This window comes from Streptomyces sp. NPDC016562 (assembly GCF_043076955.1).
GTDB lineage: Bacteria > Actinomycetota > Actinomycetes > Streptomycetales > Streptomycetaceae > Streptomyces.
In genome coordinates this window covers 472,790-492,902 of record NZ_JBIBRZ010000004.1, presented here as the reverse complement: position 1 = coordinate 492,902, position 20,113 = coordinate 472,790, and the positions used below count along the sequence as shown (strand labels likewise).

Here is a 20,113-nt window from a genome sequence, read left to right as displayed (position 1 = left end):
GGTAACTCCCCGGAAGCTGTGTACGGACCGGGGGACGACGCTGTGGACAAAATCACCCGACCCCCTCCTACACCCCGCCTGAGCTGGGCTTTCTCGTTTCGGGAGCGGTGGGAGAGAAAAATCTTGGCCACTGTCTCAAGATCGCCTCCAATGAGGTGGACGGAACGCGCAAGTCACAGCTTTGGTAAGCGTCTAAAGAGCCTTGCATCCATTACCTGTGGAAGATTAGATTGAACGCATGACCCAGGCCCTCCGTGCACCCAAGGCCGGGCCGCGACGGCACGACCGCGAGATCTTCGCACTCGCCGTCCCCGCCTTCGGTGCCCTCGTCGCCGAGCCCCTTTTCGTGATGGCCGACAGCGCCATCGTGGGACACCTCGGCACCCCCCAGCTGGCGGGCCTCGGCATCGCGGCCGCCCTGCTGACCACCGCCGTGAGCGTCTTCGTCTTCCTCGCCTACGCCACCACCGCGGCCGTCGCCCGCCGGGTGGGGGCGGGCGACCTCCCGGCGGCCATCCGGCAGGGCATGGACGGCATCTGGCTCGCCCTCCTTCTGGGCGCGGCCGTGATCGCCGTGGTCCTGCCCGCGGCGCCGTCCCTGATCTCCCTCTTCGGAGCCTCCGACACCGTCGCCCCGTACGCGATCACCTATCTGCGGATCTCCGCCCTCGGGATCCCGGCCATGCTCGTGGTCCTGGCCGCCACCGGCGTCATCCGCGGCCTCCAGGACACCCGCACCCCCCTGTACGTCGCCGTCGGCGGCTTCGCCCTCAACGCGGGGCTGAACGCCGCCCTCGTCTACGGCGCGGGCTTCGGTATCGCCGGCTCCGCCTGGGGCACGGTGATCGCCCAGTGCGCCATGGCCGCCGCCTACCTGGTCGTGGTCGTGCGCGGGGCACGTCGGCACGGAGCCTCGCTCCGGCCGGACAGCGCGGGCATCCGGGCCTGCGCCCAGGCCGGAGCACCGCTGCTGGTGCGCACCCTGTCGCTGCGCGCCATCCTGATGATCGCGACCGCCGTGGCCGCCCGGCTCGGCGACGCCGACATCGCGGCCCACCAGATCCTGCTCTCCCTGTGGAGCCTGCTCGCCTTCGCCCTGGACGCCATCGCCATCGCCGGTCAGGCGATCATCGGCCGCTACCTGGGCGCGGGGGACACCGACGGTGCCAAGGCCGTGTGCCGCCGCATGGTGCAGTGGGGGATCGCCTCGGGCGTCGTCCTCGGCCTTCTGGTGGTCCTGGCCCGGCCGGTGTTCATTCCCCTGTTCACCAGCGATCCGACGGTCGAGGCGGCCCTGCTGCCCGCGCTGCTGGTCGTCGCCCTCTCCCAGCCCGTCTCCGGCATCGTCTTCGTCCTCGACGGTGTCCTGATGGGCGCCGGCGACGGCCGGTACCTGGCCCGGGCCATGGTGCTGACCCTCGCCGTGTTCGCCCCCGCCGCGCTGCTCGTCCCGGTCATGGGCGGCGGTCTGACGACGCTCTGGTGGGCCATGACGCTCATGATGCTGGTCCGGATGCTCACCCTCCAGCTGCGCGCCCGCTCCGGCCGGTGGGTGATCGTCGGGGCCACCCGCTAGCAGAGCGATGTTTCACGTGAAACGTCCCAGGGCCGCGGTGATGTTTCACGTGAAACATCACCGCGGCCCTGGGAAAGACGAAGGGAACGACGAAGGGCCGCACCCCGAGGGGTGCGGCCCTTCATGCACAGCCCTTAGGCGGCGACGACCTCGACGCCCACGTTCGCGGCCACGTCGGCGTGCAGACGCACGGAGACCTGGTACGAACCGAGGGTCTTGATCGGCGAGCCCAGCTCGACGCGGCGCTTGTCGACCTTCGGGCCACCCGAGGACTCGATCGCCGTGGCGATGTCGGCCGGGGTCACGGAACCGAAGAGACGACCGGCGTCACCCGCGCGGGTGGCCAGACGGACCTTCACGCCCTCGAGCTTGGCCTTGACCTCGTTGGCCTGCTCGATGGTCGCGATCTCGTGGATCTTGCGGGCGCGGCGGATCTGCGCCACGTCCTTCTCGCCACCCTTGGTCCAGCGGATCGCGAAACCACGCGGGACCAGGTAGTTGCGAGCGTAACCGTCCTTGACGTCGACGACATCGCCGGCGGCACCGAGGCCAGAAACCTCGTGGGTCAGGATGATCTTCATTAGTCGGTCACCCTTTCCTTATCGTGCGGTGGACGTGTAGGGCAGCAGCGCCATCTCACGGCTGTTCTTGACGGCCGTGGCGACGTCACGCTGGTGCTGCGTGCAGTTGCCGGTAACGCGGCGGGCACGGATCTTGCCGCGGTCGGAAATGAACTTCCGCAGCATGTTCGTGTCCTTGTAGTCCACGTATGCGGTCTTGTCCTTGCAGAACGCGCAGACCTTCTTCTTAGGCTTGCGCACAGGCGGCTTCGCCATTGTGTCTCTCCTGTGTGATCAAGAAGTGGGGGTTCGAGCTGCCCTAGAAGGGCGGCTCGTCCGAGTAGCCACCGCCGGAGCCGCCGGAGCTCGCGCCCCAACCGCCCCCGCCGCCGCCCTGCTGCTGGCCGCCGGCCGGCGCGCTGGACGCCCACGGGTCGTCGGAGGGAGCTCCGCCGCCCTGCGGGGCACCGGTGCTGGGGGCTCCGCCCCAGTTACCGCCGCCGCCACCCTGCTGCTGACCGCCGCCGCCGTATCCACCCTGGCCACCGCGGCCGGTGGTCTTGGCGACCTTGGCCGTGGCGTTCTTCAGGCTGGGGCCGACTTCCTCGACGTCCAGCTCGTAGACCGTGCGCTTGACACCCTCACGGTCCTCGTACGACCGCTGCTTCAGCCGGCCCTGCACGATGACGCGCATGCCTCGCTGAAGGGACTCGGCGACGTTCTCCGCCGCCTGCCGCCACACCGAGCAGGTCAGGAACAGGCTCTCGCCGTCCTTCCACTCATTGGTCTGACGGTCGAAGGTGCGGGGGGTGGACGCGACACGGAACTTCGCGACCGCCGCACCCGAGGGGGTGAAGCGCAGCTCGGGGTCGTCGACGAGATTGCCGACGACCGTGATGACGGTCTCGCCTGCCATGGATGAACCTCTCGGCGGGGATTGCTGCTGGGCTGCTGTGCTACTCGGTCCCGATTACCGCTGAACCGAAGTTCAGTGGGTCTCGGGGCGAAGGACCTTGGTCCGGAGAACCGACTCGTTCAGGTTCATCTGTCGGTCAAGCTCCTTGACGACCGCAGGCTCGGCCTGGAGGTCGATGACCGAGTAGATGCCCTCGGGCTTCTTCTTGATCTCGTAAGCGAGACGACGACGGCCCCAGGTGTCGACCTTCTCGACCTTTCCGTTGCCCTCACGGACGACAGAAAGGAAGTTCTCGATCAGCGGGGAGACAGCGCGCTCCTCGAGATCGGGGTCGAGGATGACCATCACTTCGTAGTGACGCATGTGGAACCCACCTCCTTTGGACTCAGCGGCCACGGTCGTTCCGTGGCAGGAGGGTCGTGATGCGTGCGCACGGTGTCCGAAAGCAGACACCGCGCAGCTGTACAGACTACCTCCTCGACTCCTTCCGGTTGAAATCCGGCGGGAGAGGGCCACAATCGGTATCCATCGGGTGTGCTCGGTGCTAGGTCCCCGGCCCCTGCCGGGGCGGCCCGCAGCACCGCTCAGCTTCAGCCAGGAGGTGCCTTCCGATGGCACAGGCAATGCGGCCCCAGTCCACGACCCGCCAGATCTCCCTCCTCTCCACCGACGGCAAGCCCCACCCGCTCCAGGACACCCTGCTGGCGGTGACGCTGGTGCTCGGCGCCGTGGCGTTCGTCACGGCCTTCTTCCACAACCTGCACCTGGTCAGCTCGTGGACCGGGCTGATCGGCATCCTGACCGGCGCCTACGGACAGTTCGTCTCGGTCACGACACGCGAGCGCTTTGCCCTGATCATCGGCCTTGGGGCAGCTGCCCTCGGCTTCTTCCTCGGGATGGCGCACGGCGGCCTGTTCGGCGGCTGGCTGGGCTGACGGGGGCCCCCGCGCGACGGGGCGCCGGCCGCACACCGGCCCGGGCTGCGGCCCGTCCCCCAGATGGGTGGCGCCCCCGTCGCAGTAGGCTTCGCGCCATAGCCAGCGAAGCCGCCGGAGGAGACGCCCCGCATGAGCCTGTCCCTGAGGACCATCAGCCGAGAGCAGCATCTGGGTTACCTCCAGAGCCTGCCCTCGGCGAGCCACTGCCAGGTCCCGGCGTGGGCCGACGTGAAGAACGAGTGGCGCTCGGAGAACCTCGGCTGGTTCAACGAGTCCGAGGAACTCGTCGGCGCCGCCCTCGTGTTGTACCGGCAGCTGCCCAAGGTGAAGCGCTACCTCGCGTACCTGCCCGAGGGCCCGGTCATCAACTGGTACGCCCCCAACCTGGACGAGTGGCTCCAGCCGATGCTGGCCCACCTCAAGCAGCAGGGCGCCTTCACCGTGAAGATGGGCCCGCCCGTCGTCATCCGGCGCTGGAACTCGGCCGCCATCAAGGCCGGTATCCAGGACCCGAACGTGAAGCGCCTGCGTGACGTGGAGGCCTCGGTCATCGAGCCCCGCGCCTTCGAGGTGTCCGACAAGCTGCGCCGCATGGGCTGGCAGCAGGCCGAGGACGGCGGCGCCGGTTTCGGCGACGTCCAGCCGCGCTACGTCTTCCAGGTCCCGCTGGCCAACCGCTCGCTGGACGACGTCCTCAAGGGCTTCAACCAGCTGTGGCGCCGCAACATCAAGAAGGCCGAGAAGGCCGGCGTCGAGGTCGTCCAGGGCGGCTACGACGACCTGCCGACCTGGCAGCACCTGTACGAGATCACGGCCGAGCGCGACAAGTTCCGCCCGCGCCCCCTCAGCTACTTCCAGCGACAGTGGACGGCCCTCAACTCCGAGGACCCCAACCGGATGCGCCTGTACATCGCCACGCACGAGGGGGAGCCGCTGGCCGCCGCCACGATGCTCACCGTCGGCCAGCACGTCTGGTACTCGTACGGCGCCTCCGCCAACCACAAGCGCGAGGTCCGGCCCTCCAACGCGATGCAGTGGCGCATGCTGCGCGACTCGTACGCGCTCGGTGCGAGCGTCTACGACCTGCGCGGCATCTCTGACACGCTGGACGAGAACGACCACCTGTTCGGTCTGATCCAGTTCAAGGTCGGCACGGGCGGCGAGGCCGTCGAGTACGTCGGCGAGTGGGACTTCCCGCTCAACAAGATGCTGCACAAGGCGCTCGACATCTACATGTCGCGCCGCTGATCCCCCTGATCCCCGCTGTTATCGAGAAAGGTGCCGGACGGGCCATGGCGCTCACGCTCTACGTCGACACCGCGCGCTGGCGTGCGCACCAGAAGCAGGTCCAGGACCAGTTCCCCGGAATGGTCCCGGTCTGCAAGGGCAACGGCTACGGCTTCGGTCACGAGCGCCTGTGCGAGGAGGCGACCCGCATGGGCGCCGACGTCCTCGCCGTCGGCACGACGTACGAGGCCGCGAGCATCAAGGACTGGTTCGGCGGCGACCTGCTCGTCCTCACCCCGTTCCGGCGGGGCGAGGAGCCGGTGCCGCTCCCGGACCGGGTGATCCGCTCGGTGTCCTCGCTGGACGGGGTCCGCGGCCTGGTCGGCGCCCGGGTGGTCATCGAGTGCATGAGCTCGATGCGCCGTCACGGGATCTCCGAGCAGGACCTGGGCCAGCTGCAGGGGGCCATCGAGGACGTCCGGCTGGAGGGCTTCGCCCTGCACCTGCCGCTGGACCGCCCGGACGGCTCGGACGCCGTCGAGGAGGTCATCGGCTGGATGGACAGGCTGCGCGCGGCCCGGCTGCCGCTGCACACGATGTTCGTCAGCCACCTGCGGGCCGAGGAACTGGCACGGCTTCAGCAGCAGTTCCCGCAGACCCGCTTCCGGGCCCGCATCGGCACCCGGCTGTGGCTGGGCGACCACGACGCGACCGAGTACCGCGGCGCGGTCCTCGACGTCACGCGCGTCGCCAAGGGCGACCGGTTCGGCTACCGCCAGCAGAAGGCCGCCTCCGACGGCTGGCTGGTCGTGGTGGCGGGCGGTACCTCGCACGGCGTGGGCCTGGAGGCCCCCAAGGCCCTGCACGGCGTGATGCCGCGCGCCAAGGGCGTCGCCCGGGCGGGTCTGGCCACGGTCAACCGGAACCTGTCGCCGTTCGTGTGGGCGGGCAAGCAGCGCTGGTTCGCCGAGCCCCCGCACATGCAGGTGTCGATCCTGTTCGTGCCCTCGGACGCGGCCGAGCCGAAGGTCGGCGACGAGCTCGTCGCGCACCTGCGCCACACCACCACGCAGTTCGACCGGGTGGTCGACGCCTGAGCCGGCCCGGTCAGTCCTTGGGGTCGATGCCCCAGTGGACCCGCTGTCCCTCCGAGGGCGCCGCGTACTGCGGCGCCCTCGCCGCGTCCGACAGGACGAACACGTCCGCGGCGCCGTCCAGGACGCCTCCGGAGGGGTCGTCCGAGCCGTCCCGGCGCACGACGTCCCGTTCGGGCATCAGGATGTCCCGGACGATGACCGCGCACAGGTACACGGTGGTCAGCAGGTGGGCCGCGATCGCCAGCTGGTAGCCCTCGACGGGCAGGCCCTGGTGCTTGTCCCCGCTGGTCGTGTAGGCGAGGTAGAACCAGATCCCGAGGAAGTAGACGACCTCGCCGGCCTGCCAGACCAGGAAGTCCCGCCAGCGCGGCCGGGCCAGTGCGGCGAGGGGGATGAGCCACAGCACGTACTGAGGCGAGTAGACCTTGTTGCACAGGATGAAGACGGCGACGACCAGGAAGGCCAGCTGCGCGAACCGGGGCCGGCGCGGAGCGGTCAGGGTGAGCAGTCCGATGGCCCCGCACAGCAGGAGCGTCAGCCCGGTGGCGTAGGTGTTGGCATCGGTCAGGGGGTTGCCGGAGCGCTGGGAGATCAGCAGCCACACCGACCCGAAGTCGATGGGGCGCTCCTGGCTGAAGGTGTAGAACTTCGTCCAGCCGTCCCGGGCGAAGAGCATGACCGGCAGGTTCACCAGGAGCCAGGCGCCGGCCGCGCCGCCGGCCGCCAGGCCGAAGTCGCGCCACTTGCCGGCCCGCCAGCAGAGTACGAACAGCACCCCGAGCAGCAGGACGGGATAGAGCTTGGCAGCCGTGGCCAGGCCGATGAAGACGCCGAAGAGGAGCGCCCGCCCGCGGGACCACATCAGCATCCCCGCGGCGGTCAGGGCGATGGCCAGCAGGTCCCAGTTGATCGTCGCGGTCAGGGCGAAGGCGGGCGCGAGCGCGAAGAGCAGGGCGTCCCACGGCCGGCGCCGGTGGGTGCGGGCGACGCACACGGCGATGACGGCCGCGCAGGCCATCAGCATGCCGGCGTTGACCATCCAGTACATCTGCTCGCGGTGCTGCATGGAGCCGCTGCCGGGGGTCAGCCAGGAGGCGATCTCCATGAAGAGCCCGGTGAGCACCGGATACTCCAGGTACTCCATGTCGCCGGGGAGCCGGTCGAAGTAGGGCGTGAGGTTGTCGGCGAAGCCGCGCACCGCGTACAGGTGGGGGATGTCGGAGTAGCAGGCGTGGGTGTACTGCGAGCCCGCTCCCCGGAACCACGCCCAGTCGTAGCAGGGCAGCTTCTGCACCATGCCGAGCGCGAACATGCCGATGGCGATGAGGACCACGACACGGACCGGGCCCAGCCAGTGTCCGCCGAGCCGGGCATGGCGGCCGAGCGGGCCGCCGAGGAGCTCGGCTCCGGCTGCGGCGACCTCGTCCTGCTGCGTGGGCAGTACCGGGCGGTCCTCGTGCACCTTGGTCATGGGGGTCATCCTGCCGTACCGGGCCGGACATGGGGGAAGGCCGTCGCAGCGGGTGCGACGGCCTTCCCCGTTCACTTCAGCGCGCGCGGCGGGCGGGGCCCGTCACTCGGGTGCGGTGAACGTTCCCGCGGTGGAACTGCCCGGGCGGCCCGGTTTGCCCGAGTTCGTCGGTGACGGTGAGCCGCTGGCTCCGCCGTCGCCGCCGCCGATGAGTCCTCCGGTGGTGCCTCCGCTGGTGCTGCTCGTGGGCTCCGGGTCGCAGTACAGCTCCCACGGCTTGCAGGGCTTGCCGCTCTTGGAGGGCGAGGGGCGGCCCGACGGCGTGGGCGACGGCTGCATGGACGGGGACGCGGACGGCGACGGGGCGACCGCCGAGGGCGTGGGGGAGGGGGCGCCGGAGGCGTCCGCGGTGACGCCGATGTCCTCGGCCTCGGGGAAGTCCTTGACCGGGGTGCCCTTGAGCGCTTCGCGCATGTACTCGGTCCAGATCGCGGCCGGGATGTCACCACCGTGGATGGAGGGGATGTCACCCACGCCGTTCATGGAGATCAGCTCCTTGCCCGCCGAGTTGGGGTCGGTGCGGAAGAGCGTGACCGAGGTCGACAGTTCCGGGGTGTAGCCGACGAACCACGCCGACTTGTTGAAGTCGGTGGTACCGGTCTTGCCCGCGGCGGGCCGGCCCAGCTTCTTGGCCTTGGTGCCGGTGCCGTTCTCGACGACGTTCTCCAGGACCTTGGTGATGTTGTCCGCGATGGAGCTGTCCATGGCGCGCTGCGCCTTGGGGGGCTCGAAGCCGGGCAGCTTCTCGCCGTCCTTGTCGACCTCGATCACCGAGTAGGGCTCGTGGTGCGTGCCGGAGGCGGCGAAGGTGGCGTAGGAGTCGGCCATCCGGATGGCGCTGGGGGTGGAGGTGCCGAGCGCGAAGGAGGCGTCGTTGTTCGGGTTCAGCGACTCCTTCAGGAGACCCGTGGACATGGCCACCTCCCGGACCTTGTCGTGGCCGACGTCGAAGACGAGCTGGGCGAACGGGACGTTGATGGACTTCTCCATCGCCTCGTTGAGGGTCACGTACCCGAAGGCGGTGGGGCTCTCGTTCTTCTGCTTGAACGGGTTGCCGGAGGCGTCGCGCAGCGGCTTGCCCTCACGGTTGTTGATCACGGTGAGGTCGTTGGCCTGGTACTTGCTGTCGGCCGAGATGCCCCGGCCCTTGGAGTTCTGCGTGCCGTACTCCATGGCCGCCGCGAGCACGTACGGCTTCCAGGTCGAGCCGACCGGGACACCGCTGGTGTTGGCGTTGTTGCTGAAGTACTTCTGGTCCCAGCCCGGACCGCCGTACAGGGCCACGAGCGCCCCGGTCTTCACGTCCACGGAGGCCGCGCCGAACTGTACGAAGGTGTCGGTGTCGGGGCGCTTCTTCTCGTCGATGAAGCCGTTGCGGGTGTCCTCGACCGCCTTGGCCAGGGCGTCCACCTTCGGCTTCTGGAAGGTGGTCTTGATCCGGTAGCCGCCTCGGGCCATCTGCTCCGCGGTGATGCCCTTGGTCTTCATCACGTACGCCTTGGCCGTGTCGACCAGGTAACCGATCTGACCGGTCATGCCGCGGGCCTGCTCCGACTCCACGCGCGGCGGGAAGTCCGCGTCCTTGTACTTGGCCCGCTCGGCCTTGTCCATCCGGCCGACCTCGACCTCGCGGTCCAGCACCCAGGCCCAGCGCTTCCTCGCCCGGTCCTCGTTGAGGGCGGGGGTGGCCGCGGGGCCGATCCCGCCGTCCGGGTTGTAGAGGTTGGGGCCCTTGAGCACGGAGGCCAGGAAGGCGCACTCGGCGGGGTTCAGCTCCTGGCTGTCCTTGCCGAAGTAGGCGCGCGCCGCGGCCTGGATCCCGTAGGCGTCCCGGCCGTAGTAGGCGGTGTTGAGGTAGCCCGCGAGGACCGTGTCCTTCTCCTCGGAGACACCCAGCTTGATCGCGATGAAGAGCTCGGTGACCTTGCGCTTGAGCGTCTGGTCGGAGTCCAGGTAGGTGTTCTTCACGTACTGCTGGGTGATGGTCGAGCCGCCCTGGGTGGAACCGCCCGAGGCCATGTTGTACACGGCGCGGGCGATGCCCATCGGGTCCACGCCCTTGTCCGTGTCGAAGGACTCGTTCTCCGCCGCGATCACGGCGTCCCTCATGGACCGGGGAATGCTGGAGATGGGCACGATCTGCCGGTTCATCGAGCCGCCGGTCGCCACCATCTGGCTGCCGTCCGCCCAGTAGAAGACGTTGTTCTGCGCCTGGGCCGCCTTGTTCGGGTCGGGGGTGTTGACCATGGCGATGCCGAGGCCGGTACCGGCGACGACGACGGCGAAGAAGCCCAGGGCCGTTCCGCAGACGAACTTCCAGGAGGGCACGAAGCGCTTCCAGCCGTCCCGGTCGGACCGCGGGTAGTTGATCAGCCGCTTGTCCGGGCGGCCACTGCCGCGAGCCGCGTTCCCGGCGCCCCGGCCGCGGCCCGCGGTCCCTCTGCGGGCAGCACGCCGCGCCGCCGCACGGCTGGCCTGTGCGGGCGGTTCCGCATGCGGGCCGCTGGGCGACGCGGTGGGGACGTCGCGGCCGGCCGTGGCGCCCCGGCCGGGGCGCTGCTGGGCGGCCCGGCGGGCCGCGGCCCGCCCACCACCTTGGGGCTGCGACGGTTTGCGGCGGTGCTCGCTCATCGAACGACTACTCCTCGGGCAGGCGAGTGGCCTGGAAGCGGCAGGTGAATTCCGGTTCCCCCGGTCTCCTGGCCCACAGACTACGCACGCTCAAAACCCGACCAGTGCCGAAGTTCACCCCAAATCAGGCAACCTGCCTGGTACGAATTGGTGATGTGACACCGGTCACCCCGCCCCCCCTTGTCGATGTTGGTGGGCCGTTCTATCGTCTGGATGTATCGAGTCGATACATCAGCTCGGTATAAAGACTCAGAGTCGGAGGAGAGGCAGGCGGATGAGCAGACGCTCAGGCATCCTCGAATTCGCCGTCCTCGGCCTGCTTCGCGAGTCCCCCATGCACGGTTACGAGCTGCGCAAGCGGCTCAACACCTCACTGGGGGTGTTCAGAGCCTTCAGCTACGGGACGCTCTACCCCTGCCTCAAGACGCTGGTCGCCAACGGCTGGTTGATCGAAGAGCCGGGCAATGCCCCGGAAGACGCTCTCGCCGCTTCACTCGCAGGGCGCCGCGCCAAGATCGTCTACCGGTTGACGGCCGCGGGAAAGGGGCACTTCGAAGAGCTCCTGTCCCACACGGGTCCCGATACCTGGGAGGACGAGTCGTTCGCCGCCCGCTTCGCCTTCTTCGGTCAGACCGAACGAGAAGTGCGCATGCGGGTGCTGGAGGGCCGGCGCAGCCGGCTGGAGGAGCGTCTGGAGAAGATGCGCGCCTCCCTCGCCCGGACGCGGGAGCGCCTCGACGACTACACCCTTGAGCTGCAGCGTCACGGCATGGAGTCCGTAGAGCGCGAAGTGCGCTGGCTGAACGAGCTCATCGAGAGCGAGCGGGCGGGACGGGATCAGAGACGACCCGGTCCGTCCGACGAAACTGCAAAGTGAGGCCTGCATCTTGCAGACCTCGTCCGAGAACAAACAGGGAGCAACCGGAATGGGTTCGGTTCGCGTAGCCATCGTCGGCGTAGGCAACTGCGCCGCCTCGCTGGTGCAGGGCGTCGAGTATTACAAGGACGCCGACCCGGCGGCCAAGGTCCCCGGTCTGATGCACGTCCAGTTCGGCGACTACCACGTGCGTGACATCGAGTTCGTCGCCGCGTTCGACGTCGACGCGAAGAAGGTCGGCCTCGACCTTTCGGACGCCATCGGCGCCAGCGAGAACAACACGATCAAGATCTGCGACGTCCCGAACGCCGGGGTGACCGTTCAGCGCGGCCACACCCTGGACGGCCTGGGCAAGTACTACCGCATGACGATCGAGGAGTCCTCCGAGACTCCCGTCGACGTGGTCCAGATCCTCAAGGACCGCCAGGTCGACGTGCTGATCTGCTACCTGCCGGTCGGCTCCGAGGAAGCGGCGAAGTTCTACGCCCAGTGCGCCATCGACGCCAAGGTCGCCTTCGTCAACGCCCTCCCGGTCTTCATCGCCGGCACCAAGGAGTGGGCTGACAAGTTCACCGAGGCCGGTGTCCCGATCGTCGGCGACGACATCAAGTCGCAGGTCGGCGCCACCATCACGCACCGCGTGATGGCGAAGCTGTTCGAGGACCGCGGTGTCCGTCTTGAGCGCACCATGCAGCTCAACGTCGGCGGCAACATGGACTTCAAGAACATGCTCGAGCGGGACCGCCTCGAGTCGAAGAAGATCTCCAAGACGCAGGCCGTCACCTCGCAGATCCCCGACCGGGAGCTCGGCGAGAAGAACGTGCACATCGGCCCGTCCGACTACGTCGCGTGGCTCGACGACCGCAAGTGGGCCTACGTCCGCCTTGAGGGTCGCGCCTTCGGCGATGTCCCGCTGAACCTCGAGTACAAGCTCGAGGTGTGGGACTCCCCGAACTCCGCCGGTGTCATCATCGACGCCCTGCGCGCCGCGAAGATCGCCAAGGACCGCGGTATCGGTGGCCCGATCCTGTCGGCGTCCAGCTACTTCATGAAGTCCCCGCCGGTGCAGTACTTCGACGACGAGGCCTACGCCAACGTCGAGAAGTTCATCAAGGGCGAGGTCGAGCGCTAGTCGAACCGCACGGGTGCCGACGGCACCCTGGCTTCGGCTGTTCTTCCGCCGAGGGTCCCCGGGCAATGCGCCCGGGGACCCTCGGCGTATGTGACCCTTGCCCTCATGCCTGTCGTACGTGATCTGCGCGTACTCCTGCGTCTGAGCGACTTCCGCAACCTGCTCGCCGTACGGCTGCTCTCCCAGGCGGCGGACGGTGTCTACCAGGTCGCGCTCGCCACCCATGTCGTCTTCTCCCCCGAGAAGCAGACCTCGCCGGCCGCCATCGCCTCGGCCATGGCCGTCCTGCTGCTGCCGTACTCGGCGATCGGCCCCTTCGCGGGGGTGCTGCTCGACCGCTGGCGCCGCCGCCAGGTCTTCCTCTACGGCAACCTGCTGCGGGCCTTCCTCGCCTGCGTCACCGGGATGCTGATCGCCACGCCCGTCCCCGACTGGCTCTTCTACGCTTCGGCGCTGTCGGTGACCGCCGTCAACCGCTTCGTCCTGGCCGGGCTCTCCGCCTCACTGCCCCACGTCGTCGGACCCGACCAGCTGGTCACCGCGAACGCGCTCTCCCCCACCGCCGGAACCCTCGCCGCGGTCGCCGGCGGAGGGCTGGCCTTCCTCGTCCGCGTGCTCGCCTCCGACTCCGACGCCCTCGTCGTCCTGCTCGGGGCCGCGCTCTACCTGTGTGCGGCCCTGGTCTCGCTGCGCCTGGCCATCGGCCTCCTCGGGCCCGACCACCCCCCGGGCCGGATCCATCCCTCGGTCGCCGAAGGGGTCGCCCTGGCCACGCGCGGCATGATCGAAGGACTCCGGCACCTCGCCGGCCGCCGTCCGGCGGCGCGGGCGCTGGCCGCGATGACGATGATGCGGTTCTGCTACGGGGCCCTGTTCGTCATGCTGCTGATGCTGTGCCGCTACTCCTGGTCGGACAACGAGGCCGACGGGCTGGCCCTGCTGGGCGTCGCGGTCGGCGTCTCGGGGGCCGGCTTCTTCGCGGCGGCCGTGGCGACCCCCTGGCTGGTGGGCCGGCTGGGCACCCTCGGCTGGATCACCGCCTGCTCAGCGGGCGCCGCGGTCCTGGTCCCCGCCCTCGGCCTGTCCTTCACACCGGGCCCCATGCTGGCCGCCGCGTTCGTCCTCGGCCTCGCCACCCAGGGAGCCAAGATCTCCACGGACACGGAGGTGCAGTACCGCGTCGACGACGACTACCGCGGCCGCGTCTTCTCCGTGTACGACGTGCTCTTCAACGTCGCCTTCGTCGGCGCCGCCGCAGTGGCCTCCCTCATGCTCCCCGCCAACGGCAGGTCGGTGCCCCTGCTTCTGTGCGTGGCCGCCCTCTACGCCCTGACCGCGGCGCTGCTGACCCGGCAACGGCGATGTTTCACGTGAAACATCGCCTCGGAAACGGCGTCGGTGAGGATGTTTCACGTGAAACACCCTCACCGACGGTCCCGCCTCAGGCCTGAGCGGCCCACCACTCCTTGAGCGCGGCGATGGCCGCCTCACGGCCCATCGGGCCGTTCTCCAGCCGCAGCTCCAGCAGGTAGGCGTAGGCCTTGCCGATCACCGGACCGGGGCCGACGCCGAGCACCTGCATGATCTCGTTGCCGTCCAGGTCGGGCCGGATCGCGTCCAGCTCCTCCTGCTCCTGCAACTGGGCGATCCGCTCCTCCAGCCCGTCGTACGTGCGCGACAGGGCGTTGGCCTTGCGCTTGTTGCGCGTCGTGCAGTCGGAGCGGGTCAGCTTGTGCAGGCGCTCCAGCAGAGGACCGGCGTCGCGGACGTAGCGCCGCACCGCGGAGTCGGTCCACTCGCCGTCCCCGTAGCCGTGGAAGCGCAGGTGCAGCTCCACCAGCCGGGACACGTCCTTGACCATGTCGTTGGAGTACTTCAGAGCGGTCAGCCGCTTCTTGGTCATCTTCGCGCCCACCACCTCGTGGTGGTGGAAGGAGACCCGGCCGTCGCTCTCGAAGCGGCGGGTACGGGGCTTGCCGATGTCGTGCAGCAGGGCGGCGAGCCTCAGCACCAGGTCCGGACCGTCCTCCTCCAGGGCGATCGCCTGCTCCAGCACGATCAGCGAGTGGTCGTAGACGTCCTTGTGCCGGTGGTGCTCATCGCTCTCCAGCCGGAGGGCGGGCAGCTCGGGCAGCACCCGGTCGGCCAGACCGGAGTCCACGAGCAGGCCCAGGCCCTTGCGGGGGTGGGCGGACAGGATCAGCTTGTTCAGCTCGCCCTGGACCCGCTCCGCCGAGACGATCTCGATGCGGTCGGACATCGCCTTCATGGCCGCCACGACCTCCGGGGCGACCTCGAAGTCCAGCTGCGCGGCGAACCGCGCGGCCCGCAGCATGCGCAGCGGATCGTCGGAGAAGGAGTCCTCCGGGGTTCCGGGCGTGCGCAGCACTCCGGCGGCGAGGTCCTCCAGGCCGCCGTGCGGGTCGATGAACTCCTGCTCCGGCAGGGCCAGGGCCATGGCGTTGACCGTGAAGTCGCGGCGGACCAGGTCCTCGTCGATCGAGTGCCCGTAGGAGACCTCGGGCTTGCGCGAGGTGCGGTCGTAGGCCTCCGAGCGGTACGTCGTCACCTCGATCTGGAAATTCCGTACGGCGTCCCCGACGCGGGCGTTCTTCTGCGCCCCGACGGTGCCGAAGGCGATGCCGACGTCCCACACCGAGTCGGCCCACGGCCGGACGATCTTCAGCACGTCCTCGGGACGGGCGTCCGTGGTGAAGTCGAGATCGTTGCCGAGACGCCCGAGCAGCGCGTCGCGGACGGACCCACCGACCAGGGCGAGGCGGAAGCCCGCCTCCTGGAATCGGCGGCCGAGCTCGTCGGCGACAGGGGCGACCCGCAGCAGTTCACTGACCGCGCGGCGCTGCACCTGACTCAGGGCACTGGGGTTGTCTTCGTTGGCGTTCGGCACAACAGAAAAGGGTACGTGCCCGGCCCGCCCTGGGCTTCACCGTTTTGGGGCGACCCCGGTCCACGGCCGCTCCGGGGCTGAGCCGATCATGTGGAGCAAGGCGCGGCACTCGCACACAGCGGGCCTCGTTACCATGCGTGGACGCACAAAAGACGACCACTGACACTTCGAGGGACGGGCTAGCGCGTGGCCGAGGCGGCAGACATCCAGGGGGCGTCCCCCGCTCCTGTCCGGCGCCGATGGCTGCGGCGCACGATCGTCCTGCTCGCCGGGACACCCGTGCTGGCCGCCCTGGTCTACTCTCCCGCCCCGAAGGCCGAAGCGGCGCAGGCCTCGCCGGTCGACGTCCAGCTGACCTCCTTGGCCCCCGCGGCGCCGGTCAAGAGCGACACGCTGACCATCCAGGGCACCGTGGTCAACAACGGCTCCGAAACGATCAACGATGCCCACGTGGGCCTGCGGGTGGGGCCGCTCCTCGCGGACCGGTCCTCGATCGACGAGGCGGCCGACCGCACCGGTTTCCGGGCCGGCATCGACCCGGGCGAGATCGACCCGGCCCACGCGGTCAAGATCGCCTCGCTGCCGTCGAAGGTGCGCCAGGAGTTCACGCTCACCGTCCCGGTGAACAAGCTGGAGCTGGACAAGGACGGCGTCTACCAGCTCGGCGTCTCCCTGTCGGGGGTGAGCGAGAGCCGCCCCTCCGAGCAGGTGCTGGGCATCAAGCGGACCTTCCTGCCCTGGCAGCCCGAGGCCGCCGCCAAGCGCTCCCAGCTCGCCTACGTCTGGCCGCTGATCTCCACCACCCGCGTGACGGCCGAGACCGGCTCCGACGAGCTCCAGACCCCCGTCTTCCTCGACGACTCCCTCGCCGACGAACTCAAGGCCGGCGGCCGCCTGGAACAGATGGTCACCCTCGGCAAGGACCTGCCGATCACCTGGGTCATCGACCCCGACCTGCTCTACACGGTCGACGCGATGACCAAGGGCTACCGGGTCCGCACCCCGGGCGGCAAGCCGGTCCAGGGCAAGAACAAGGCCGTCGCCGAGCAGTGGCTGAGCGCCCTGGAAGCCGCCGTGCAGGGCAAGAAGGTCGTCGCCCTGCCCTACGCCGACCCGGACCTCGCCTCCCTCGCCCACCACGGCAAGGACGTCTCCGGCAGCCTGGGCCAGCTGCGCCCCGCCACCGACAAGGCGAAGCAGGCCGTGGAGACCGTCCTGCACGTCACCGCCTCCACCGACTTCTCCTGGCCCGTGGACGGCGCCATCGACCCCTCGATCGTCAACGTCGCCACCTCGGCCGGCGCCCACAACGTCCTCACCCGCAGCGACAGCCTCGTGGAGAGCGGAGCCCTCGGCTACACGCCCTCCGCGGCCCGGCCCATCGGCGCCGGGACCACCGCCGTCGTCGCGGACGCCGAGCTGTCCACCGCCTTCGAGGGCGACATGCTGAACGCCGGGAACGCCACGCTCGCCGTGCAGCGGTTCCTCGCCCACAGCCTCGCCCTCAACCTGCAGAAGACCGACGAGCAGCGCAGCTTCGTCGTCGCCCCGCAGCGCACGCCCACCGTCAGCCAGGTGCAGACGATGGCCCAGGCCGTACGCGGCCTCCAGGCGGGCCGCTGGACCCACACCGGGGACCTCGAAGCGGTGGCCGCGGCCAAGCCGGACCCGCGGGCCACCACCCAGGTGCCGGGCGCCGGACAGTACCCCGAGGCCCTGCGCAAGCAGGAGCTGCCGGTGTCGGCGTTCGAGAAGATCCGCACGACGCAGAGCACCCTCGACCACTTCAAGGTGATCCTCGCCGCACCCGACCGCGTGGAGATCCCCTTCGGCAACACCACCAACCGGGAGATGTCCACCTCCTGGCGCGGGCGTCCGGAGGAGGCCCAGCTCTACCGGGACCAGGTGCAGGCCTATCTGATCGGCCTCACCGAGAAGGTCAAGGTCATCCCCAAGTCGGACGCCACCTTGTCCGGACACAGCGCCACCATCCCGGTCAGCGTCCAGAACAGCCTCGTCCAGGACGTGCACGACCTCGTCCTGCGCGTGAAGTCCGCCAACCCGACGCGTCTGATGTTCGGCAACAGCGGCGAGGCCGAGCAGCAGGTCACCGTCCAGGGCGACCACACCCAGACGATCAAGTTCACCGCCAACGCCACGGCGAGCGGGCCCGTCGAGGTCACCGCGCAGCTCTACACCAAGGACGGCGTCCCCTACGGCAAGGAACGCAGGTTCACCGTCGAGGCCACCGAGATCACCCCCACCGTCATGCTCGTGATCGCCGGCGGTGTGCTCCTCCTGGTCCTGGCAGGCATCAAGATGTACGCCAGCCGCAAGCGCGTCGCAGCACGCGCGGCCGCCGAGGAGAGCACGCAGGCGAGTGACGAGTCCCCGGACACCGGACCGCAAAGCACCGAGGGGTCCGGCACGAGTGAGACAGTGGACCGTTGAGCGATGCCGTGGCCGGTCGGCCTGGGGACGATGAGGTGGGGTTTCGATGAACGCGCCGTACGACGGTGACCGCGCGCAGGGCACTGGTGGGCCCGCGCCCTCCCAGGGCACTGCTCCGGGCACTCCGGTGCCGGGGCAGGTTCCCGCGCCCACGCCCGCGCCTGACCACGACCCCTACGTCCAGGGCGCCTACGACTACGACCCGTACCGGTCCCAGGACCTGTCCGCCCAGGACCCCGTCGCCGAGGTCCTCTACGACCGGGCCTCCCACCCCCCGCCGCCGCCCGGCACCTACCAGGAGCCCGGCCCGCTCTACGGGGCGCCGGCCGCTCCCTCGTACTCCCCCGACCCGCGCGTCTGGGCCCAGACCCCGCCGCCCGAGCCGGACGGCCCCTCCCGCCACCTGCCGTACGGCGACCATGCCACGACCACGCAGTTCGTGGGCGTGGACTCCCTCGTCTCCAAGGCCTCGGACGAGCAGCCCGAACCCGACGCCTTCGCGCACCTCTACCGCGACCAGGAGGCGGCGCCCCGCACCCCCGCCGAGGACGCCCCCGTCGCCGCCCCGGCCCCCAGCAAGCCCGCCGGACGTGCCTCCAGCCTCCTCAAGTCCAGCGCGCTCATGGCCGCCGGCACGATCGTCTCCCGCATCACCGGCTTCCTGCGGACCCTGGTCATCGCCGGCGCGATCGGCGTGGGCACGTTCAACGACACGTACCAGATCGCCAACACCCTGCCCACGATGATCTACGTGCTGGTCGGCGGCGGCGCGCTGAACGCCGTCTTCATCCCGCAGCTGGTGCGGGCCATGAAGAACGACGACGACGGGGGAGAGGCGTACGCCAACCGTCTGCTGACCCTCGTCGTGGTCCTGCTGGCCGCCATCACCACCATCTGCGTCCTGGCCGCACCGGTGTTCATCACGATGATGTCGCCGAAGATCGCCTCCGACCCGCAGCAGATGGACGTAGCGGTCGCCTTCGCCCGCTACTGCCTGCCCACCATGTTCTTCATGGGCGTGCACGTGGTCCTCGGTCAGATCCTCAACGCCCGCGGCCGCTTCGGCGCGATGATGTGGACCCCCGTCCTCAACAACATCGTCGTCATCGCCACCTTCGGCGCCTTCATCTGGGCCTTCGGCGGCTTCACCACCTCCGGCGTCAGCGCCGCCACCGTCACCTCCGACGGCGTGCGCCTGCTGGGCCTGGGCACCCTGCTCGGCCTCACCGTCCAGGCCCTGGCGATGCTGCCGTACCTGCGCGACGCGGGCTTCGCCCCGCGCCTGCGCTTCGACTGGAAGGGCCACGGCCTCGGCAAGGCCGCGCGCCTGGCCAAGTGGACGTTCTTCTTCGTCCTGGCCAACCAGATCGGCCTCGTCGTCGTCACCCAGCTCGCCACCTGGGCCGGCTCCGTCGCCGAGAAGCAGGGCCACTCCGGAACCGGCATCACCGCCTACAACTACGCGCTGCTGCTCTGGCAGATGCCGCAGGCCATCATCACCGTTTCCGTCATGACGGCCGTACTGCCCCGCATCTCCCGCTCCGCCCACGACGGGGACGCCGCCGCCGTCCGCGACGACATCTCCTACGGACTGCGCACCTCCGCCGTCGCGATCGTGCCCTGCGCCTTCGCGTTCCTGGCCCTCGGCGTCCCCATGGCCACCCTGCTCTACGCCGGATCCGGCGCGGGCGCCCAGAACATCGGCTACGTCCTGATGGCCTTCGGCCTCGGACTGATCCCCTACTCCGTCCAGTACGTCGTCCTGCGCGGCTTCTACGCCTACGAGGACACCCGGACGCCCTTCTACAACACCGTCATCGTCGCCGCCGTCAACGCAGCGGGCTCCGCCGCCTCCTTCTTCGTCCTCCCCGCCCGGTGGGCGGTCGTCGGCATGGCCGCCGCGTACGGACTCGGCTACACCGTCGGCGTCGGCGTCGCCTGGCGCCGCCTGAAGACCCGCCTCGGCGGCGACCTCGACGGCGCCCACGTGATGCGCACCTACGCCCGCCTCACGGGCGCCTGCGTCCCCGCCGCCGCCGCGGCGGGCGCCGCCGCCTACGGGGTCACCCAGGCGCTGGGCAGCGGAGTCGGCGGCTCCGCCGCGGCCCTCGTCGCCGGCGGCCTGGCCCTGGCGGCCGTGTTCCTCATCGCCGCCAAGCGCATGCGGATCGAAGAGCTCAACGCGATGGTCGGAATGGTCCGCGGGCGTTTGGGGCGCTGATGCGCACAACCGTCGCCCCCTTTCGTGTGTCGTGCATAGCGTCGGACT

16 protein-coding genes are annotated in these 20,113 nt (G+C 69.6%); 9 read left to right on the top strand and 7 right to left on the bottom strand.

The window, feature by feature from the left end; translation table 11 throughout:
• The first annotated feature begins 238 nt into the window (after positions 1-238).
• On the top strand, positions 239-1,576 hold the full coding sequence (locus ACF059_RS20770; RefSeq protein ID WP_392059170.1) for an MATE family efflux transporter: 1,338 nt from the start codon (positions 239-241) through the stop codon (positions 1,574-1,576).
• A gap of 134 nt (positions 1,577-1,710) precedes the next feature.
• On the opposite strand, the gene rplI is transcribed toward ACF059_RS20770, so the two are convergent.
• From rplI to rpsF, 4 genes are all read right to left on the bottom strand, one after another.
• Positions 1,711-2,157, bottom strand: coding sequence for a 50S ribosomal protein L9 (rplI, locus tag ACF059_RS20765; protein ID WP_360902748.1), 447 nt, complete (start codon positions 2,155-2,157; stop codon positions 1,711-1,713).
• Between the two features lie 18 nt (positions 2,158-2,175).
• The gene (rpsR, locus tag ACF059_RS20760) at positions 2,176-2,412 is read right to left on the bottom strand and encodes a 30S ribosomal protein S18 (RefSeq protein ID WP_005315025.1); all 237 of its coding nucleotides are present in this window, start codon (positions 2,410-2,412) and stop codon (positions 2,176-2,178) included.
• Positions 2,413-2,455: 43 nt separating this feature from the next.
• Positions 2,456-3,052 (bottom strand): single-stranded DNA-binding protein, encoded by a 597-nt coding sequence (locus ACF059_RS20755; protein WP_360902751.1) that lies wholly within the window; start codon positions 3,050-3,052, stop codon positions 2,456-2,458.
• A 72-nt stretch (positions 3,053-3,124) separates the two neighbouring features.
• The gene (gene rpsF / locus ACF059_RS20750; RefSeq protein WP_004950685.1) at positions 3,125-3,415 is read right to left on the bottom strand and encodes a 30S ribosomal protein S6; all 291 of its coding nucleotides are present in this window, start codon (positions 3,413-3,415) and stop codon (positions 3,125-3,127) included.
• 248 nt (positions 3,416-3,663) lie between these two features.
• Here rpsF and ACF059_RS20745 point away from each other — a divergent pair, with 248 nt between their 5' ends.
• The 3 genes from ACF059_RS20745 (at position 3,664) to ACF059_RS20735 (ending at position 6,314) form a co-directional block, all read left to right on the top strand.
• Positions 3,664-3,987: a hypothetical protein gene (locus ACF059_RS20745; protein WP_392059167.1), complete on the top strand. Its 324-nt coding sequence runs from the start codon at positions 3,664-3,666 to the stop codon at positions 3,985-3,987.
• Between the two features lie 132 nt (positions 3,988-4,119).
• Entirely contained in the window at positions 4,120-5,238 is a 1,119-nt protein-coding gene (locus tag ACF059_RS20740) for a peptidoglycan bridge formation glycyltransferase FemA/FemB family protein (RefSeq protein WP_361938767.1), read from the top strand.
• Positions 5,239-5,282: 44 nt separating this feature from the next.
• On the top strand, positions 5,283-6,314 hold the full coding sequence (locus ACF059_RS20735; RefSeq protein WP_361938770.1) for an alanine racemase: 1,032 nt from the start codon (positions 5,283-5,285) through the stop codon (positions 6,312-6,314).
• Positions 6,315-6,324: 10 nt separating this feature from the next.
• Here ACF059_RS20735 and ACF059_RS20730 read toward each other — a convergent pair whose 3' ends face one another.
• Entirely contained in the window at positions 6,325-7,785 is a 1,461-nt protein-coding gene (locus tag ACF059_RS20730; RefSeq protein WP_392059164.1) for a glycosyltransferase family 87 protein, read from the bottom strand.
• Positions 7,786-7,887: 102 nt separating this feature from the next.
• On the bottom strand, positions 7,888-10,476 hold the full coding sequence (locus ACF059_RS20725; protein WP_392059161.1) for a transglycosylase domain-containing protein: 2,589 nt from the start codon (positions 10,474-10,476) through the stop codon (positions 7,888-7,890).
• A 274-nt stretch (positions 10,477-10,750) separates the two neighbouring features.
• On the opposite strand from ACF059_RS20725, the gene ACF059_RS20720 reads away from it, so the two are divergent.
• The 3 genes from ACF059_RS20720 to ACF059_RS20710 all read left to right on the top strand — a co-directional run bounded on the left by ACF059_RS20720 (position 10,751) and on the right by ACF059_RS20710 (position 13,859).
• The gene (locus ACF059_RS20720) at positions 10,751-11,353 is read left to right on the top strand and encodes a helix-turn-helix transcriptional regulator (RefSeq protein ID WP_360904659.1); all 603 of its coding nucleotides are present in this window, start codon (positions 10,751-10,753) and stop codon (positions 11,351-11,353) included.
• A gap of 49 nt (positions 11,354-11,402) precedes the next feature.
• Positions 11,403-12,485, top strand: coding sequence for an inositol-3-phosphate synthase (locus ACF059_RS20715; RefSeq protein WP_366866107.1), 1,083 nt, complete (start codon positions 11,403-11,405; stop codon positions 12,483-12,485).
• Positions 12,486-12,590: 105 nt separating this feature from the next.
• A complete protein-coding gene (locus ACF059_RS20710; RefSeq protein ID WP_392059158.1) occupies positions 12,591-13,859 on the top strand; it encodes an MFS transporter in 1,269 nt (422 codons plus the stop codon).
• A 67-nt stretch (positions 13,860-13,926) separates the two neighbouring features.
• On the opposite strand, the gene ACF059_RS20705 is transcribed toward ACF059_RS20710, so the two are convergent.
• Complete coding sequence (locus tag ACF059_RS20705) at positions 13,927-15,393, bottom strand: CCA tRNA nucleotidyltransferase (protein ID WP_366866105.1); 1,467 nt, start codon at positions 15,391-15,393, stop codon at positions 13,927-13,929.
• Positions 15,394-15,579: 186 nt separating this feature from the next.
• On the opposite strand from ACF059_RS20705, the gene ACF059_RS20700 reads away from it, so the two are divergent.
• Both ACF059_RS20700 and murJ read left to right on the top strand, forming a co-directional pair.
• Complete coding sequence (locus ACF059_RS20700; protein WP_392059154.1) at positions 15,580-17,844, top strand: DUF6049 family protein; 2,265 nt, start codon at positions 15,580-15,582, stop codon at positions 17,842-17,844.
• Positions 17,845-17,890: 46 nt separating this feature from the next.
• A complete protein-coding gene (murJ, locus tag ACF059_RS20695; protein WP_366866103.1) occupies positions 17,891-20,065 on the top strand; it encodes a murein biosynthesis integral membrane protein MurJ in 2,175 nt (724 codons plus the stop codon).
• Positions 20,066-20,113: the final 48 nt, after the last annotated feature.

Coding starts and splice junctions, on each gene's coding strand:
- ACF059_RS20730 (WP_392059164.1), bottom strand. CDS start 7,785: ATGACCAAGGTGCACGAGGACCGCCCGGTACTGCCCACGCAGCAGGAC.
- ACF059_RS20770 (WP_392059170.1), top strand. CDS start 239: ATGACCCAGGCCCTCCGTGCACCCAAGGCCGGGCCGCGACGGCACGAC.
- rplI (WP_360902748.1), bottom strand. CDS start 2,157: ATGAAGATCATCCTGACCCACGAGGTTTCTGGCCTCGGTGCCGCCGGC.
- ACF059_RS20745 (WP_392059167.1), top strand. CDS start 3,664: ATGGCACAGGCAATGCGGCCCCAGTCCACGACCCGCCAGATCTCCCTC.
- ACF059_RS20720 (WP_360904659.1), top strand. CDS start 10,751: ATGAGCAGACGCTCAGGCATCCTCGAATTCGCCGTCCTCGGCCTGCTT.
- ACF059_RS20735 (WP_361938770.1), top strand. CDS start 5,283: ATGGCGCTCACGCTCTACGTCGACACCGCGCGCTGGCGTGCGCACCAG.
- murJ (WP_366866103.1), top strand. CDS start 17,891: ATGAACGCGCCGTACGACGGTGACCGCGCGCAGGGCACTGGTGGGCCC.
- rpsR (WP_005315025.1), bottom strand. CDS start 2,412: ATGGCGAAGCCGCCTGTGCGCAAGCCTAAGAAGAAGGTCTGCGCGTTC.
- ACF059_RS20755 (WP_360902751.1), bottom strand. CDS start 3,052: ATGGCAGGCGAGACCGTCATCACGGTCGTCGGCAATCTCGTCGACGAC.
- rpsF (WP_004950685.1), bottom strand. CDS start 3,415: ATGCGTCACTACGAAGTGATGGTCATCCTCGACCCCGATCTCGAGGAG.
- ACF059_RS20715 (WP_366866107.1), top strand. CDS start 11,403: ATGGGTTCGGTTCGCGTAGCCATCGTCGGCGTAGGCAACTGCGCCGCC.
- ACF059_RS20725 (WP_392059161.1), bottom strand. CDS start 10,476: ATGAGCGAGCACCGCCGCAAACCGTCGCAGCCCCAAGGTGGTGGGCGG.
- ACF059_RS20740 (WP_361938767.1), top strand. CDS start 4,120: ATGAGCCTGTCCCTGAGGACCATCAGCCGAGAGCAGCATCTGGGTTAC.
- ACF059_RS20710 (WP_392059158.1), top strand. CDS start 12,591: ATGCCTGTCGTACGTGATCTGCGCGTACTCCTGCGTCTGAGCGACTTC.